This window comes from Streptomyces sp. SAI-170 (assembly GCF_049739565.1).
Taxonomy (GTDB): Bacteria; Actinomycetota; Actinomycetes; order Streptomycetales; family Streptomycetaceae; genus Streptomyces.
Map to the genome: position 1 here is coordinate 1,620,503 of NZ_JBMGQD010000001.1, position 14,651 is coordinate 1,635,153.

Genomic DNA, 14,651 nt, shown 5'->3' on the forward strand with positions numbered 1-14,651 from the left:
GAGACGAAAGGCCGTGAAAAAGATGAGGGTCGGGGAGATATCGCCGTACGGTGTCGTGCCGGCGGACACCACCGAGGACGTGCGGGCGCGGAATGCGCGGATCGCGGTGCTGCCCGTGGGGAGTTTCGAGCAGCACGGTCCGTATCTGCCGCTGGCCACCGACACGCTCGTCGCCTGCGCGATCGCCGGGGAGATCGCCGCGGCGTACCCGGTGCACCTCCTTCCTGCGGTGACGGTGTCCTGCTCGCACGAGCACGCGGCCTGGCCGGGGACGGTCAGCATCTCCTCCGTGACCCTTCACGCGGTGGTACGGGACATCGCGGCGTCGCTCCGCCGGTCGGGCGTCGACACGCTGGTGCTGGTCAACGGACATGGCGGCAACTACGTCCTGGGGAATGTGGTCCAGGAGTCCTCCGCGCGCGGGGAGCGGATGGCGCTGTTCCCGGCCGCGGAGGACTGGGAGACGGCACGGGAGCGGGCCGGGGTGCACACCTCGCTGCTCACCGACATGCACGCGGGGGAAATAGAGACCTCCGTCCTTCTGCACGCTCATCCTCAAATGGTGCGGCCCGGTTACGAGTCGGCTGATTTCGTCGCCGACGACCGGCGGCATCTGCTCACCGTGGGAATGTCCGCCTATACCGATTCGGGCGTCATAGGCCGTCCTTCCCTGGGCTCGGCGGAAAAGGGAAAGGCGTTGCTGGCTAGCCTGGTGGAATCCTTCGGCGCGTATGTCGCGCTGCTGGACGACGCGTCGTAGGCGCGGGTGCGCGGGCCGGTGCCCCGGCGCGCGGCGACGACCGCCGCGCCGGGCAGGCTCGCCGCGAGGCTCAGCACGCCGTAGACGACAGCGACCGCGAGCCCCTCGGCCGCGCCCAGGCCGGCGGCCGCGAACGCCCACGCGGTGACGCCCTCGCGGGGGCCCCAGCCGCCGACGTTGAGCGGCAGCCCCATGGCGAGCAGTGCGAGCACCGCGAGCGGCAGCAGCGTGAACGCGGGCGCGCCGACTCCGGCGGTACGGGCCGCCAGCAGGAAAAGCGCGAGATGTCCGGCCAGCACGACGACGGAGGACCCCAGCACCCCGGGGCCGTTACGGCGGGACAGCAACGCCTCGCGCACCTCGGCCAGCAGGGCGCGGCTTCGGGTGACGGGGTGCGGGTGGCTCATGCGAGCTCCCGCACGGCCCGGCCGCAGGGCGAGGGTGATCGCGAGCGCGCCCGCCCCGGCGATGCCGGCCAGCTCCAGCAACTGCCGGGTCTCGGCGCGTACGGGGGACGGTACGGTCGCCAGGACCGCTCCGCCCACGACGGCGAGCACCAGTTGTCCGGCGGTCCGTTCCAGCACCACTGTCCGCACGCCCCGGCCCAGGTCTCCCGCGCTCCGGCCGTGCCGCACGGCCCGGTGGACGTCGCCCAGGACCCCGCCGGGCAGGGCCGCGTTGAGGAACAGCGCCCGGTAGTAGTCGGCGACGGCCGCGCCCAGCGGGAGCCGGATCCCGAGGCCGCGCGCCACGAGCTGCCAACGCCAGGCGCTGCACACGGTGGTGACCAGGCCGATGCCCAGGGCCCCGAGCAGCGCGGGTCCGTCGATGCGCCGCAGCCCGTCGACGAAGACGCCGGTGCCCAGCCGCCAGGTGACGACGGCCAGGACGGCGAGCCCGGCGAGGGTGCCGGCGTGGGTGCGCAGCAGCCGGCGCGCCGGCGTCCCGGTCGCTCGCGTCATGAGCGCGTTCCCGACGGCCGGGGCAGGGCCAGCAGGTCGGCGTGGTGGACGGTGACGTGGAGTTCGCCCAGGGCGAGGGAGGCGAGGCGGGACGCCAGATACGTTTCGGCGCGGGCCCGCAGTTCGGGGCGTTGCTCGACGGCTGCGCCGACCCAGCCGCGCAGCCACTGGGCGGTGAGGGCGGCGTCCGTGTCGCCGAGCCGCCAGGGGCTGGGCCGTATCTGGACGGTCGCGCCGCGTTCGGTGAACGCCTCGCACGCCGCGGTGACGGCGTCGGGGCCGAGCAGGCCGGTGCGCCGCTGGTGGGCGTTGAACGCGTCGGCGATCGTGGCATCCAGCGGGTCGGCCGGGGTGAGGTCGATCCGGCCGACGACGGACAGCGTCAGCAGCGCCGGGCAGCCGGCCCCCGCGCAGGCGGCGGCCAGGGCCTCGGTCTCCTCGGCGGTGAGGACGTCCAGCAGCGCGGACGCCGTCACCAGGGAGGCACCCGCGAGGGCGTCCGGGGTGAGCCGGGCGACGTCCCCGCGGCGCGTCTCGACGGTGACCCGGCTGCCGTCGGCGGCGGCCTTGGGGGAGGCGACGGCCGCGAAGTGCAGCAGATAGGGGTCGCGGTCGTGCAGCACCCAGTGCTGGGCGCCGTCCAGCCGGGGAGCGAGCCAGCGACCCATCGACCCGGTGCCGCACCCCAGGTCGTGCACGACCAGTCCGCCCGGTCCCCGGCCCGGCAGGTTCGCCAGCCGGATCCGCAGCGGGTCCAGCAGCTCCGCCGACCGTGCCGCCGCGTCGGCGCCCTCCCGCAGCTCCAGCCACTCGGGCGCGTACCGCGGCGGCTCGTCGGGCCGGGTCTCCCGCAGCCGTACGGTGTCCCGCTCGGGCGGACCCTCGACCGGACCGGCCCCGGGGATGACAGCGGCACCCGCGATCGTCGGCTTGCTCATGCGGCCCTCCATGGTGCGGTCGGGAGCCGGTGCAGGACGCCGGCGAGGGTGCGGGCGGTGGTGGCCCAGCCGCCGAGAGCGGTGCGGCGGGAACGGGCGGCGGACTTCAGGCGTCGGCGGACGTCCGGTTCGCCGAACCAGCCGCGGAGTTCGGCGGCGAGAGCGGCCGGGTCCTCAGGGGGGACGAGGATGCCGGGGACACCGCCGTCGGGGGCCCGGCCGACGGCCTCGGGGACACCGCCGACATCGGTGGCCAGCACCGGGATGCCGCGCGCGAGGGCCTCGGTGACGGCCATGCCGTACGTCTCGGCGTACGACGTGAGGACCATCAGGTCGGCGGCGGCGTAGCTCGCGTCCAGCGCGGCGCCCGCCTGCGGTCCGGCCAGGCGGACGCGGTCGGCGAGGCCGTGCCGGTCGATCAGAGCGCGCAGGTGGGTGACGTACGACGGGTCCTGGGACAGCGCTCCGACGCAGGTGCAGCTCCACGGCAGGTCGCGGGCCGCGGCGAGGGCCTCGACCAGGCGGTGCTGGCCCTTGCGCGGGGTGACGGCGGCGACGCACAGCAACTGCGACACCCCGTCCGTGCCGGGGGCGAGCGGGGCGATGTCGGCGCCCGGCGGGGCGGCGTGGACGCGGTCGGGGGCGAGGCCGTGGTGGGCGACGAGGCGGCGGACCGCCCAGTCGCTGGTGGCGATCACCGCGGCCGCCGCCCGCAGCACCTCCCGCTCGCGGGCGTCGAGTTCGGCCGCCACCTCGGGCGCGAGCCCCGTCTCGTCGCCGAGCGGCAGATGCACCAGCACGGCGAGGCGCAGGCGGGAGGCGTGGGGGACGACGACCGCGGGGACGCCGCAGGCCACCAGGCCGTCCAGCAGGACGACCGCGCCGTCCGGCAGCCGCCGCAACAGCTGGGCGAGTTCGGCGCGGTGGGCCGAGTCAGGGCGGGGCCAGGTGCCGGGCACGAGGTGCCGGCGCACCTCCCAGCCGAAGCCGGGCAGGTCCAGGCCGATACGCCGGTCGTAGGCGTTGCCGCCGCTGGGGGTGGCCGGGTCGGCGACGCCGCCCGGCATCACGAAGTGCACGGTCCGCAGGGTCATGGGCACGAGTTCCGTGCCGGGCGCGGACGGGCGGTCCACGGTCGTGTCGGTCACAGGTCACGCTCGTAGCTCGCCCAGGCGACGTGCGACTCGTGCAGCGTGACGGTGAGGCCCGCCAGGCCCTTGGCGCCCTCGCCCAGGGCGCCGTCGTGGATGCGTTCGGCGAGGCGGTCGGCGACGACCTTCGCCAGGAACTCGGTGGAGGTGTTGACGCCCTTGAAGTCCGGTTCGTCGTCGAGGTTGCGGTAGTTCAGGGCGGCGACGACCTCGCCGAGCTCGCGGGTGGCCAGGCCGATGTCGACGACGATGTTGTCCTCATCCAGGTGCTCGCGCCGGAAGGTGGCGTCCACCAGGAACGTCGCTCCGTGCAGACGCTGCGCCGGGCCGAAGACCTCGCCGCGGAAGCTGTGGGCGATCATGAGGTGATCGCGGACGGTGATGCTGAACAACGGACGACCCTCCAGGTGCGGCGCGTCTGGTCCCCCGCCGTTCCCTGCCGGGGGATGCCGTGTAGTACGGCTCATCGCTTTCCCGTGTTCAGCCCCCTCTCACTCTTTTCTCAGGTCAGCGGCTCATGCGGATATCTCACCCGGTGGCACAGCGCCGGGATCTCCCCCGAGGCGAGCCGCGGCATGACGTCCGGGAGTTCGTCGAAGGCGGACTCGCCGGTGATCAGGGCGTCCAGGGCGGGGTCGGCGAGCAGGTCGAGGGCGAGGGCGAGCCGTTCGGCGTAGCCGCGGTGCGCGCGGGCCGGGGAGACGGTGCCGACCTGGCTGGCGCGCAGGGTGAGGCGCCGGGAGTGGAAGGCCTCGCCGAGCGGCAGGCTCACCTTCCGGTCGCCGTACCAGCTCAGTTCGATGATCGTGCCCTCGGGCGCGAGGAGTTCCAGGCCGCGGGCCAGGCCCTGTTCGGTGGCGCTGGCGTGGACGACGAGGTCGCAGCCGTCGAGGGCGTCCTCGGGCGCCGCGTAGCCGACGCCGAGGGCCTCGGCGGTCTTCGCGCGGGCCGGGTCGGTGTCGACGAGCTGCACGCGGACGCCGGGGAAGCGGGCGAGGAGCGCGGCGACGGAGCTGCCGACCATGCCGCCGCCGATCACCGCGATCCGGTCGCCGACCAGCGGGGCCGCGTCCCACAGGGCGTTGACGGCGGTCTCCACGGTGCCGGCGAGCACGGCGCGCTCCGCGGGTACGGCGTCCGGTACGGGGGTGACGGCCGCGGCGGGGACGACGTAGCGCGTCTGGTGCGGGTGGAGGCAGAACACGGTCCGGCCGAGCAGACGTTCGGGGCCCTCCTCCACCACACCGACGCTGAGGTAGCCGTACTTCACCGGGCCGGGGAAGTCGCCCTCCTGGAACGGGGCGCGCATCGCCTCGTACTGACTGCGCGGCACCCCGCCGCGGAAGACCAGTGTCTCGGTGCCCCGGCTGATCCCGGAGTACAGGCTGCGCACCAGCACCTCGCCGTCGGCGGGGTCCGGCAGGGCCACTTCGCGTATCTCGCCGTCGCCCGGAGCGGCGAGCCAGAACGCCCGTGCGGTGCGGTCCATCGGCATCCTCCTGAACGATCGGGAAGCTGTTCCCGTACGGGGATGTGCAGGCCGCGCACACGGTACGCGGCGTTGATCGACTCTGTCACACGGCCGGAGGATGTGCGGTGGCCCTGAACGACCTTTACGACGCGAGGCCGGTCCAGCAGGAGACCGCTGTGGGGGCGGGGGTGCAGCTGCTGCTGCTCGCCCTGCTCGGTACGGCGATCGGCATGGGCCCGGCGGGCTGGCTGACCGGGCTGGTCTTCGCGTTCGCCACCTGGGCGGTGCTCTCCCGCGCGCTGCACCGCACCCGGCCGCGCTCCTTCGGCCCGGCCAACCGGGTGACCCTGGGCCGGGCGATCCTGGTCGGCGCGGTGACGGCGCTGGTCGCCGACTCCTTCCAGAGTCCGCCGCCGCTCACGCTGTTCGTCGGACTCACTGCGGTGGCGCTGATCCTGGACGGAGTGGACGGCAAGGTCGCCCGGCGCACCGGCACGTCGACGCCGCTGGGGGCGCGGTTCGACATGGAGGTCGACGCGTTCCTGATCCTGGTGCTGAGCGTGTACGTGTCCATGGCGCTCGGGGCGTGGGTGCTGCTGATCGGCGGCATGCGGTACGCGTTCGTCGCCGCGGCCCGCCGGTGGCCGTGGCTGAACGCGCCGCTGCCGCCGTCGACCGCCCGTAAGACGGTCGCCGCCGTGCAGGGGGTGTTCCTGCTGGTGGCGGCCTCGGACCTGCTGCCGCGTCCGGCTACGGCCGGGGTGGTGCTGGTCGCGCTGGGCGCGCTGGTGTGGTCCTTCGGGCGGGATGTGGTGTGGCTGTGGCGCCGCTCGCGGCCGCGGGCCGACGCTGTCCCGCCGCAGCAGGTCCTTCAGACGTCGGCCCGCTAGGGGTGTCCTGCGGGTGCTCGGGCGCGGCCCGTCCGTGGCTGCGGTTCCCCGCGCCCCTTCAGGGCGCGTCCCCTAGGGGCGCGGGGAACTGCGCGAGCACCACCTGCCATCCGCGCCCGCGAGGGCGCATCGGTCACCGGCCCGTCGGGATCTCGAAGTGCACGACGCCGTTCTCGCGCTCGTCGTGCACGACCGTGCCCAGCGACCGCCAGAACTCCTCCGCCCCGGGCACGGCCGGGTCGGTGTGCAGATACACCGAGCGGTAGCCGCCGTCGGCGGCCGCGAAGGCGAGGAGTTCGCCGACCATACGGCGGGCCAGTCCGCGCCTGCGGTGCTCGGGGCGGACGTAGACGCGACGCAACTGGGCCGTCTCCCCGGACGGGTAGCGCTCGGCGAGGTGCTTCGGGTTCGGCGGATGGGCGGGCCCGCGCGAGTCGAGCGCGCCCGTCGCGACGACGGCCCCGTCGGCCGGGTCAAGCGCCACGAGGAGGGTGTGCCGGGCGGGGGTCAGATAGGCACCGGCCGGGTCGACGATGTCGCCGTGCCACCGGGGCACGTACCCGGTGCCGAAGTCGCGGTAGACGGTGTCGAGCATGAGAGCCCGGGCGCCGTCGACGTCCTTCGGAGTTGCCGCTCTGATGTAGTAGTCGAGTTGAAGCACTTGCATACCCTATGCAATAAGTGCACTCCAACGGCGACACCGAAGAGCGGTCAGCCCTTCTGCTCCACCCGCACCCAGTCCACCTCCGCCTGCACTCCCCCGCCCGCGATCCGGTCGACGCTGGACTGCGGCAGGCCCCAGTAGGGGCTCGTGACCTTGTTCCAGCCGGCCGGGTAGGCGCCGCCGAGGGCGAGGTTGAGGATGACGTACTGGTTGTGGTCGTAGACCCACTGGCCCCGGGTCGCCTCCAGGGTGTCCCGGGTGGTCTCCTGGACCAGGCGGTCGTCGACGTAGAAGCGCAGGGCGGTCGGCGTCCACTCCACCGCGTAGGTGTGCCACTGGTCGACCTGGCCGCCGTTCGGGAACACCTGGCGGGCGCCGATGTTGCCGTCGGCGGAGTAGCCGGGGCCGTGCAGGGCGGTGCTGGTCCAGTCGGCGTAGCCGATGGCCTCCATGATGTCGGTCTCGCCGGAGGCCGGCCAGGACACCGACGGGTTGTCGACGTTGCTGCCCAGCATCCAGAAGGCGGGCCAGAAGCCGTCGCCGACGGGGAGCTTCATCCGGGCGCTGACCCTGCCGTAGGTGAAGTCGAACTTGGTGTTGGTGTCGATGCGGCCGGAGGTGAAGTCGTAGGTGCCGCCGCCCGCCTGGGTGCAGCCCTTGCAGTACTTGGCACGCAGGACCAGGTTGCCGTTCTCGGTGCGGATCGTGTCGGGCGAGTCGACGTAGGCCTGCGACTCGCCGTTGACGGAACCCATCTCGGTGCCGGTGCGCACGACACGCCACTTGGAGCGGTCGAGGGAGGTGCCGGTGAAGTCGTCGAAGAAGGTGGTGCGGTACGTGCCCTGCTGCTCGCCGGGGAGCGCGGGGTAGGCGGCCGAGGCGCTGCCGCCGGTGCCCCAGACCTCGAACTCGTAGAGGGAGTAGCCGAATTGGGCGGTGTACGGGGCGGGGTTGTAGAAGGAGCGGCGTTCCTTGCCGAGCATCCGGACATAGCGGCCGGTGGCCGGCTGCGGCAGGCGTACGGTGTCGCGCCGGCCGGCCGCCTCCCCGGGGGCCTTCACGTCGGCGCGGCGGGCGGCGACCTCGGCGGCCGAGGGGCGGTACACCGTGCGCCAGGTGCGGTTGTCGTCGGAGATCTGGAGTTCGTAGTCGACGGCGTAGGCCGCCTCCCAGTACAGCTCGACGGTGTCGGTGGTGGAGGTGGCGCCGAGGTCGACGGAGACCCACCGGTCGGTGTTCCAGTCGCTCGACCAGCGGCTGAAGTCGCCGCGCAGGTCGGCGGGGCGGCCGCCGTCGGTGATGAAGGCGGGTGAAGTGCCCGCGTGCTGGTAGAAGTTGGCGTACGCGGGGTGGTGCAGGGCGAGGTTGGTGCGGGTGGTGGAGGCGGGGGCCGGGGCGCCGCCGTACACCTTGAAGGAGTACAGGGAGTAGCCCCACGGGGTGCCGCGCTCCACTCCGCGGAGTCTGAGGTGACGGCCCGTCACCTCCTTGGGGTACGTGTGGAAGGTGACTGAGCCGCCCGTGCCGGCGGTCTCGGTGTGGAAGGTGCGCCAGTCGGTGCCGTTGTCGGAGACCTCCAGGACGTAGCGCTTGCCGTAGGCGGCCTCCCAGTCCAGGGCGACGCGGTCGATGCGCAGGCGCTGTCCGAGGTCGACGCGGATCCAGGCGTCGTCCGCGAAGTTGCTGGACCAGCGGGTGCCGGCGTTGCCGTCGAAGGCGAGGCCGGGTGCGGTGCCGGCGTTCTCGCTGCCGGAGGAGGTGACGGCGGCCGGGTTCGCGGTGTACGCGGCGGCCGCGAGGTCGGTGTCCCAGGCGGCGGCCTCGGCGGCGGGTGCCGCGGTTGCGGGGGCGGAGGTGAGGGCGGGCGTCCCGGCGAGGAGGGTGAGGGTGGCCAGGGCGGTCAGGAGGGTGCGGGACGTGCGCTTCGACATGCGGCTCTCCCTGCGTGAATTGAGATTGGCGTGTACCTGACATTCGATGACACTCGATGGGCTGAAGCCGCTGTGGGCGCGGGTCCCGGTCCGCGCCCACAGCGGGGCCTGTCCGCTCAGGCGGCCTTCGGCACCCGGTCCCGGTGGCCGCGGATGATCTCCGCGTACCGGTGGCCGGTGCCCTTGATGGTGCGCGCCTGGGTGCGGTAGTCGACGTGGACGAGGCCGAAGCGCTTGTCGTAGCCGTACGCCCACTCGAAGTTGTCCAGCAGCGACCACGCGAAGTACCCGGCCAGCGGGGCACCCCTGCGGGCGGCGGAGGCGCAGGCGGCCAGGTGCCGCTCCAGGTAGTCCTGGCGGCCCGGGTCGTCGATCGTGCCGTCGGGGCGGACGGTGTCCGGGTAGGCGGAGCCGTTCTCGGTGACGTAGAGCTTGCGGGCGCCGTACTCCGCGGTCAGCCGCAGCAGCAGCGTCTCGATGCCGGACGCGTCGACCTCCCAGTCCATGCCGGTGCGCGGGACACCGGGGCGGCGGACCGCGCGGGCGTACGGGGCGGGGCCCGTGGGGTCGTCGGCGACGGTCTGCGGGAAGTAGTAGTTCAGGCCCAGCCAGTCCAGCGGGGCGGCGATGGCCGCCGAGTCGCCCGGCTTCTCGGGCAGTTCGACGCCGTACACCTCGCGCATGTCGGCCGGGAAGCCGCGGCCGTGGACCGGGTCGAGCCACCAGCGGTTGGTGTGGCCGTCCATCCGGCGGGCGGCGGCGAGGTCCTCGGGCCGGTCGGAGGCGGGGTGGATGGTGGAGAGGTTGTTGACGATGCCGACCTGCGCGCCCGGCGCCACCGCCCGGATCGCCTTGCTCGCCAGGCCGTGGCCGAGCAGCAGATGGTAGGAGGCGCGGACCGCGGCCGTCAGATCGGTCAGGCCCGGGGCCATCAGGCCCTCCAGATGGCCGATCCAGGCCGAGCACAGGGGCTCGTTGAGGGTCGTCCAGTGGGTGACGCGGTCACCGAGACGTGCCGCGACCGTCTCGGCGTACGCGGCGAAGTGCTCGGCGGTGTCCCGCTCGGGCCAGCCGCCGCGGTCCTGGAGCACCTGGGGCAGGTCCCAGTGGTAGAGGGTGACGGACGGGGTGATGCCCGCGTCGAGGAGGGCGTCGATCAACTGGTCGTAGAAGTCGAGGCCCTTGGGGTTGACGGGGCCGTCGCCGCCGGGGACGATCCGGGGCCAGGCGACCGACAACCGGTAGGCGTTGGTGCCGAGTTGCCGCATCAGGGCGATGTCCTCGCGCCAGCGGTGGTAGTGGTCGCAGGCGATGTCGCCGGTGTCGCCGTTCGCCACCTTGCCGGGCGTGTGCGAGAAGGTGTCCCAGATCGAGGGCGAACGGCCGTCCTCCGCCACGGCTCCCTCGATCTGATAGGCCGCTGTTGCCGTGCCCCACAGAAAGTCGTGCGGGAGTGCGGCGAGGTCGATGGTCACGGAAGTCCTTTCGGGAACGGTCACTTGACGGCCCCTGCCGTCAGGCCGGCGACGAGATAGCGCTGCAGCAGGAGGAACCCGGCCACGACCGGGACGCTGACGACGAGCGAGGCGGCCATGATCTGGTTCCAGTACACGTCGTTGAGCGTGGAGTAGCCCTGGAGGCCGACGGCGAGGGTGCGGGTGGCGTCGTTGGTCATCACCGACGCGAACAGCACCTCGCCCCAGGCGGTCATGAAGGCGTACACGGCGACCGCGATGATCCCCGGCACGGCCGCCGGCACGACCACCCGGAACAGCGCACCCAGCGGCCCGCAGCCGTCGACCAGCGCCGCCTCGTCGAGATCGCGCGGCACCGAGTCGAAGTACCCGATCAGCATCCAGATCGAGAACGGCAGCGAGAAGGTGAGATACGTGAGGATCAACCCGCCCCGCGAGCCGAACAGCGCGATGCCGGTGGCGTTGCCGATGTTGACGTAGATCAGGAACAGCGGCAGCAGGAAGAGGATGCCGGGGAACATCTGCGTCGACAGCACGGTCACCGTGAACACGCGTTTGCCGCGGAAGGTGTAGCGGCTCACCGCGTAGGCGGCGAACACCGCGATCACCACCGAGCAGACGGTCGCCGCGCCCGCCACGATCAGCGAGTTCACGAAGTACTTGGCGAGCGGGACCGTCGACCAGATGTCGATGTACGGCCGGATCGTCAGCCCGCTCGGGATCCAGCGGAACTCTCCGGTGACGTCCGCGAGCGGCTTGAGCGAGCTGGAGACCATGACGTACACCGGCACGAGCACGAAGCCGGTGAGCAGGGTCAGAAAGACGCGCCGCGTCCACAGGAAGGAACGCGGGACCGCCATCGGGGACCTAGGCACGGGACGGCCTCCGGGTGCGCGAGGTGAGGGCGAGGTAGATGCCCGTCACGACCAGCAGGAAGAGCAGCAGCAGGACGCTCATCGCCGAGCCGGTGCCGAAGTTCCAGGTGACGAAGGACGCCTGGTAGATGTGGACGGAGATCAGGTCGGCGGCCTCGGGGGCGGCCTTGCCGAACATCACGTACGGCGTGTTGAAGTCGTTGAACGTCCACAGGAACAGCACCAGGACCAGCACCTGGTTGACCGGCCGCAGCGACGGCAGGGTGATCCGGCGGATCTGCTGCCACACGCCTGCGCCGTCCAGCGCGGCCGCCTCGTACAGCTCGCGCGGGATGTTCTGCAGGCCGGCCATGACGATGAGGAAGGCGAACGGCCAGCCCTTCCACACCGAGACGACGAGCAGCGCCCAGAAGCTGTTGTCGCCGATGAGCCAGAAGGAAGGCTCGTCGGTGAGGCCGAGCTGGTCGTGCAGGACGTGGTTCACCAGGCCGTTGTCGTGCTGGAACATGAACACCCAGGTGATGACGGCCGTGTAGACCGGCAGGGCGTACGGCACCAGGAACAGGGCGCGCAGCAAGCCGCGGCCCTTGAAGGTGTCCTGCATGAACACCGCCGCCGCGGTGCCGATCAGCCAGCACAGGCCGACCGACAGCAGGGTGAACCCGCAGGTGACGAGGAAGGAGTGGAGCAGTGCCTCGCCGACGGGGGCGTCGAAGTCCACCGACATCGAGTAGTTGTCGAGCGCGTTCCAGGGGGCCGCGCCCCAGTCCCGGAGGGTGAACTGGGTGAGCTCCTTGAAGCTCATCACGAAGCCCATGACCATCGGCACCAGATGGACCAGGAGTTCGAGGACCAGGGCGGGCAGGAGCAGCAGATACGGCAGCCAGGCGCGGTGGCTGCGCCCGGTGCGGCGGCGGGGGCCGCGTGCCGCACCGGGGTCGGCCTTCGCCACCGGGCGGTCGACCGCCTGGGGGGTGGTGGTGGTCATCGGGCTCACTTCGCCGGCATCTGCTGCTGGGCCTTCTCCAGCGCGGACTTCACCGACGCCTCGGTCACCGGGCGTCCGGCGGCCACGTCCGCGAACAGCTCCTTCACGGCCGTGCCGACCGCGGTCTCGAACTGCGACTCGTCGGCGACCTGCGGCAGTGCGACCGCGCTCTTGGCGAGGGTGTCCTTCAGGACGGCGTTCGCGGGGGTGTTGAACGCGGGGTCCTGCTGGGCGGCCCCGACGGGCGGGATGGAGCTGTAGGCCTGGTTGAGGATCTTCTGCTCGGCGTCGCTGGTCATGAACTTCACGAACTCGGTGGCGCCGGAGAGGTTGTCGGTGTTCTTGAACACCGCGAGGTTGATGCCGGCGACCATCGAGTTGGCCTGGGCGCCGGCGCCGGGGGTGCCGGACTGCACGGGCACGGGGGCGATGCCATAGGCGTCCTCGCTCATGCCCTGCGACTTGAGGTTGGCGGACGCCGACTGCCACAGCAGCATCGCCGTCTTGCCCTTGGCGAAGTCGCTGACCGACTGGTTCTGCGCGTACTCGGCGTTGCCGACCGGGATGGCCTTGTCCTTCGCCATGAGGTCGACGTACTGCTTGACGGCCGTGACCACGTTGTCGTTCGTGAAGTCCGGCTTGCCGTCGGCGGTGAAGAAGTCGGCGCCGTGCTGCTTGGCGAACACGAAGACGTGGTGGACGTTCTCGGTGGGGTTCGCGCCCTCGGCGCCCAGGACCTGCTTGCCGTCGGCCGCTATCTTCTTGCCGGCCTCGACCAACTCGGCCCAGGTGGCCGGGGGTCGGGAGACGCCCGCGTCGGCGAGGATCTTCTTGTTGTAGTAGAGGGCGTACGCCATCGAGTACAGCGGGACCGCGGCCGGGTCCTGGCCGGACGCGCCGGTGGAGCCGAGGGCGGACTCCACGAAGCGGTCGCGGCCGCCGATCTTCTCGAAGTTCTTCTCGTCCCAGGGCAGCAGGGCGCCGGTGGCCTGGAGGGAGGCGGACCAGGTGTTGCCGATGTTCAGGACGTCGGGGCCCTGGCCGGAGGTGGTGGCGGTCAGGATCCGGTTGAGCAGGTCGGACCAGGGCACGACCTCCAGCTCGACCTTGATGCCGGTCTGCTTCTCGAACTTGTCGAGCTCCGGCTGGAGGACCTTCTTGTCGACCTCCACGCTGGCGCCCTGGTTGGACGCCCAGTAGGTGAGCGTCTTGGGCGAGTCGTCGGATCCGCCGCCGGTGGGCGAACCGCCCCCGCAGGCCGCGGTGGCGAGGGCGAGCGAGAGGGTGACGGCGCATGCCGCCGCGGCTCTGAGGTTGCGCATGGTTCGGCTCCCGAGTGCCATCAGGACTTAATTTAGGACGTGAGTTAAACCTCCGGAAGAAGGCGCGTCAAGAGGTGCGGCAGGATCGGCGTGGTTCCCGCCGCATCCCGCTGCATCTCTTGACGCGCTCGTTCGGGCTGTTGAGGCATTCAGTGGCGAGCGGTCACGCCACGACTGCGGAGTGTTCACTTCCTGAATCGGGAGCGGTGCTCGCGCGGGGGCCGAGGTGCTCTGACTCTCGGTGGGCAGCCGGGGCCTGGACTCTCAGCCGTGAACCAGGCCCCCGGCCGGGCTCAGCCGTGGGCGGCGGCGGCCAGGACCGCCTCCCGTACGGCCGGAGCGATCTCCTCGGCCCAGCGGCCGAGCGTGACGTCGTACGGGTTCGGGTCACCGTCGACGCGGAAGTGCACGAATCCGGCGGCGCCGTGCTCCAGGACCGCGCCGGTCAGCTCCTCGATCCACTGGCCGACCGAACCGCCCACCCAGCGGCCGTCCTTGTCGCGCGGGGCGTCGAGGGGGCGGCCGGTGATGAGGCCGGGGAGGTTGTAGACGGTGACGATGTCGGACGGGTCGCGGCCGACGGCCGCCGCGGCCTCGTCGATCAGCGGGCGGGACTCGCGGTAGCGGTCGCTCAGCCAGTCAGCGGCGTATCCGGGCAGCCACCCGTCGGCGACGCGCCCTGCGACCGCGAGCGACTTCGGGCCGACCGACCCGGCCCACACCGGCGGGGCCGGCACGGGCGCCGGGTCGAGGTCGTGGACCTGGTAGAACTCGCCCTCGAACGTGACCCGTTCACCTCCGCCGCAGAGCTTGCGGATCAGGGTGATCGCCTCTTCCATCGCCCGTACGGCAGCCCCGGCACCGAGGCGGGGCGCACCCATCTTCTCGATGTCGTCCCACAGCCCGCCCGCGCCCATGCCCAGCACCAGCCGGCCTCCGGTGAGCGCGGAGAGCGAGGTGATCTGCCGCGCGAGCATCGGCGCGGGCCGGGTGGGCAGGTTGCTGACGCTGACCAGCCCGGAGATCTGCCGCGTGCGGCCGAGGGCGACTCCCAGGATGGAGTAGCCGTCGAGCCGCCCGCCGAAGTACGGGTGGTCGGAGACGGTGAACAGGTCCAGCCCCATACGGTCGGCCTGCTCCGCCTGACGCAGTGTCTCCTCGGCCTCGTGGACTGCGGTGAGGCCGCCGGTGCCGAAGAGCGGCTTGCTTGTGGTCATGGTGAGT

Annotated in this window: 13 protein-coding genes and 1 pseudogene; 2 read left to right on the forward strand and 12 right to left on the reverse strand. The window is 72.2% G+C overall.

All coding sequences use genetic code 11. From position 1 onward, the window contains the following. The first annotated feature begins 22 nt into the window (after nt 1-22). Nucleotides 23-760, forward strand: a complete 738-nt coding sequence (locus RKD23_RS07450; protein WP_424858190.1) for a creatininase family protein — start codon at nt 23-25, stop codon at nt 758-760. 113 nt (nt 761-873) lie between these two features. Here RKD23_RS07450 and RKD23_RS07455 read toward each other — a convergent pair. From RKD23_RS07455 to RKD23_RS07475, 5 genes and pseudogenes are all read right to left on the reverse strand, one after another. Then, nucleotides 874-1,722 (reverse strand): annotated as a pseudogene (locus tag RKD23_RS07455) (lysylphosphatidylglycerol synthase transmembrane domain-containing protein); the annotation flags it as partial. Then, a complete protein-coding gene (locus tag RKD23_RS07460) occupies nt 1,719-2,660 on the reverse strand; it encodes a methyltransferase domain-containing protein (RefSeq protein ID WP_424852929.1) in 942 nt (313 codons plus the stop codon). The pseudogene RKD23_RS07455 and the gene RKD23_RS07460, both read right to left, overlap by 4 nt. Next, on the reverse strand, nt 2,657-3,808 hold the full coding sequence (locus tag RKD23_RS07465; protein ID WP_424852930.1) for a glycosyltransferase family 4 protein: 1,152 nt from the start codon (nt 3,806-3,808) through the stop codon (nt 2,657-2,659). The genes RKD23_RS07460 and RKD23_RS07465 overlap by 4 nt, the downstream gene beginning before the upstream one ends. Continuing rightward, a complete protein-coding gene (locus RKD23_RS07470) occupies nt 3,805-4,203 on the reverse strand; it encodes a 6-pyruvoyl trahydropterin synthase family protein (protein ID WP_424852931.1) in 399 nt (132 codons plus the stop codon). Before RKD23_RS07470 ends, RKD23_RS07465 begins: the two co-directional genes overlap by 4 nt. 110 nt (nt 4,204-4,313) lie before the next feature. After that, on the reverse strand, nt 4,314-5,300 hold the full coding sequence (locus RKD23_RS07475; protein ID WP_424852932.1) for a 3-hydroxyacyl-CoA dehydrogenase NAD-binding domain-containing protein: 987 nt from the start codon (nt 5,298-5,300) through the stop codon (nt 4,314-4,316). Between the two features lie 107 nt (nt 5,301-5,407). Between RKD23_RS07475 and RKD23_RS07480 the strand changes: the two genes are divergently transcribed. Further along, a complete protein-coding gene (locus RKD23_RS07480) occupies nt 5,408-6,172 on the forward strand; it encodes a CDP-alcohol phosphatidyltransferase family protein (RefSeq protein ID WP_424852933.1) in 765 nt (254 codons plus the stop codon). Between the two features lie 133 nt (nt 6,173-6,305). Here RKD23_RS07480 and RKD23_RS07485 read toward each other — a convergent pair whose 3' ends face one another. The 7 genes from RKD23_RS07485 to RKD23_RS07515 all read right to left on the reverse strand — a co-directional run bounded on the left by RKD23_RS07485 (nt 6,306) and on the right by RKD23_RS07515 (nt 14,644). Further along, nucleotides 6,306-6,767 carry a GNAT family N-acetyltransferase gene (locus RKD23_RS07485; protein WP_424858191.1) on the reverse strand — a complete coding sequence of 154 codons (462 nt, stop codon included), beginning with the start codon at nt 6,765-6,767 and terminating at the stop codon, nt 6,306-6,308. 116 nt (nt 6,768-6,883) lie between these two features. Beyond that, nucleotides 6,884-8,767 (reverse strand): discoidin domain-containing protein, encoded by a 1,884-nt coding sequence (locus tag RKD23_RS07490; protein ID WP_424852934.1) that lies wholly within the window; start codon nt 8,765-8,767, stop codon nt 6,884-6,886. 116 nt (nt 8,768-8,883) lie between these two features. Further along, nucleotides 8,884-10,242, reverse strand: coding sequence for a GH1 family beta-glucosidase (locus tag RKD23_RS07495; protein ID WP_424852935.1), 1,359 nt, complete (start codon nt 10,240-10,242; stop codon nt 8,884-8,886). A 20-nt stretch (nt 10,243-10,262) separates the two neighbouring features. Further along, nucleotides 10,263-11,102, reverse strand: a complete 840-nt coding sequence (locus RKD23_RS07500; protein ID WP_404032106.1) for a carbohydrate ABC transporter permease — start codon at nt 11,100-11,102, stop codon at nt 10,263-10,265. A 7-nt stretch (nt 11,103-11,109) separates the two neighbouring features. Beyond that, a complete protein-coding gene (locus tag RKD23_RS07505) occupies nt 11,110-12,105 on the reverse strand; it encodes a carbohydrate ABC transporter permease (protein ID WP_424852936.1) in 996 nt (331 codons plus the stop codon). Between the two features lie 5 nt (nt 12,106-12,110). Beyond that, a complete protein-coding gene (locus RKD23_RS07510) occupies nt 12,111-13,427 on the reverse strand; it encodes an ABC transporter substrate-binding protein (RefSeq protein ID WP_424852937.1) in 1,317 nt (438 codons plus the stop codon). Between the two features lie 293 nt (nt 13,428-13,720). Then, nucleotides 13,721-14,644 carry an LLM class flavin-dependent oxidoreductase gene (locus RKD23_RS07515; protein ID WP_424852938.1) on the reverse strand — a complete coding sequence of 308 codons (924 nt, stop codon included), beginning with the start codon at nt 14,642-14,644 and terminating at the stop codon, nt 13,721-13,723. Nucleotides 14,645-14,651 lie beyond the last annotated feature (7 nt).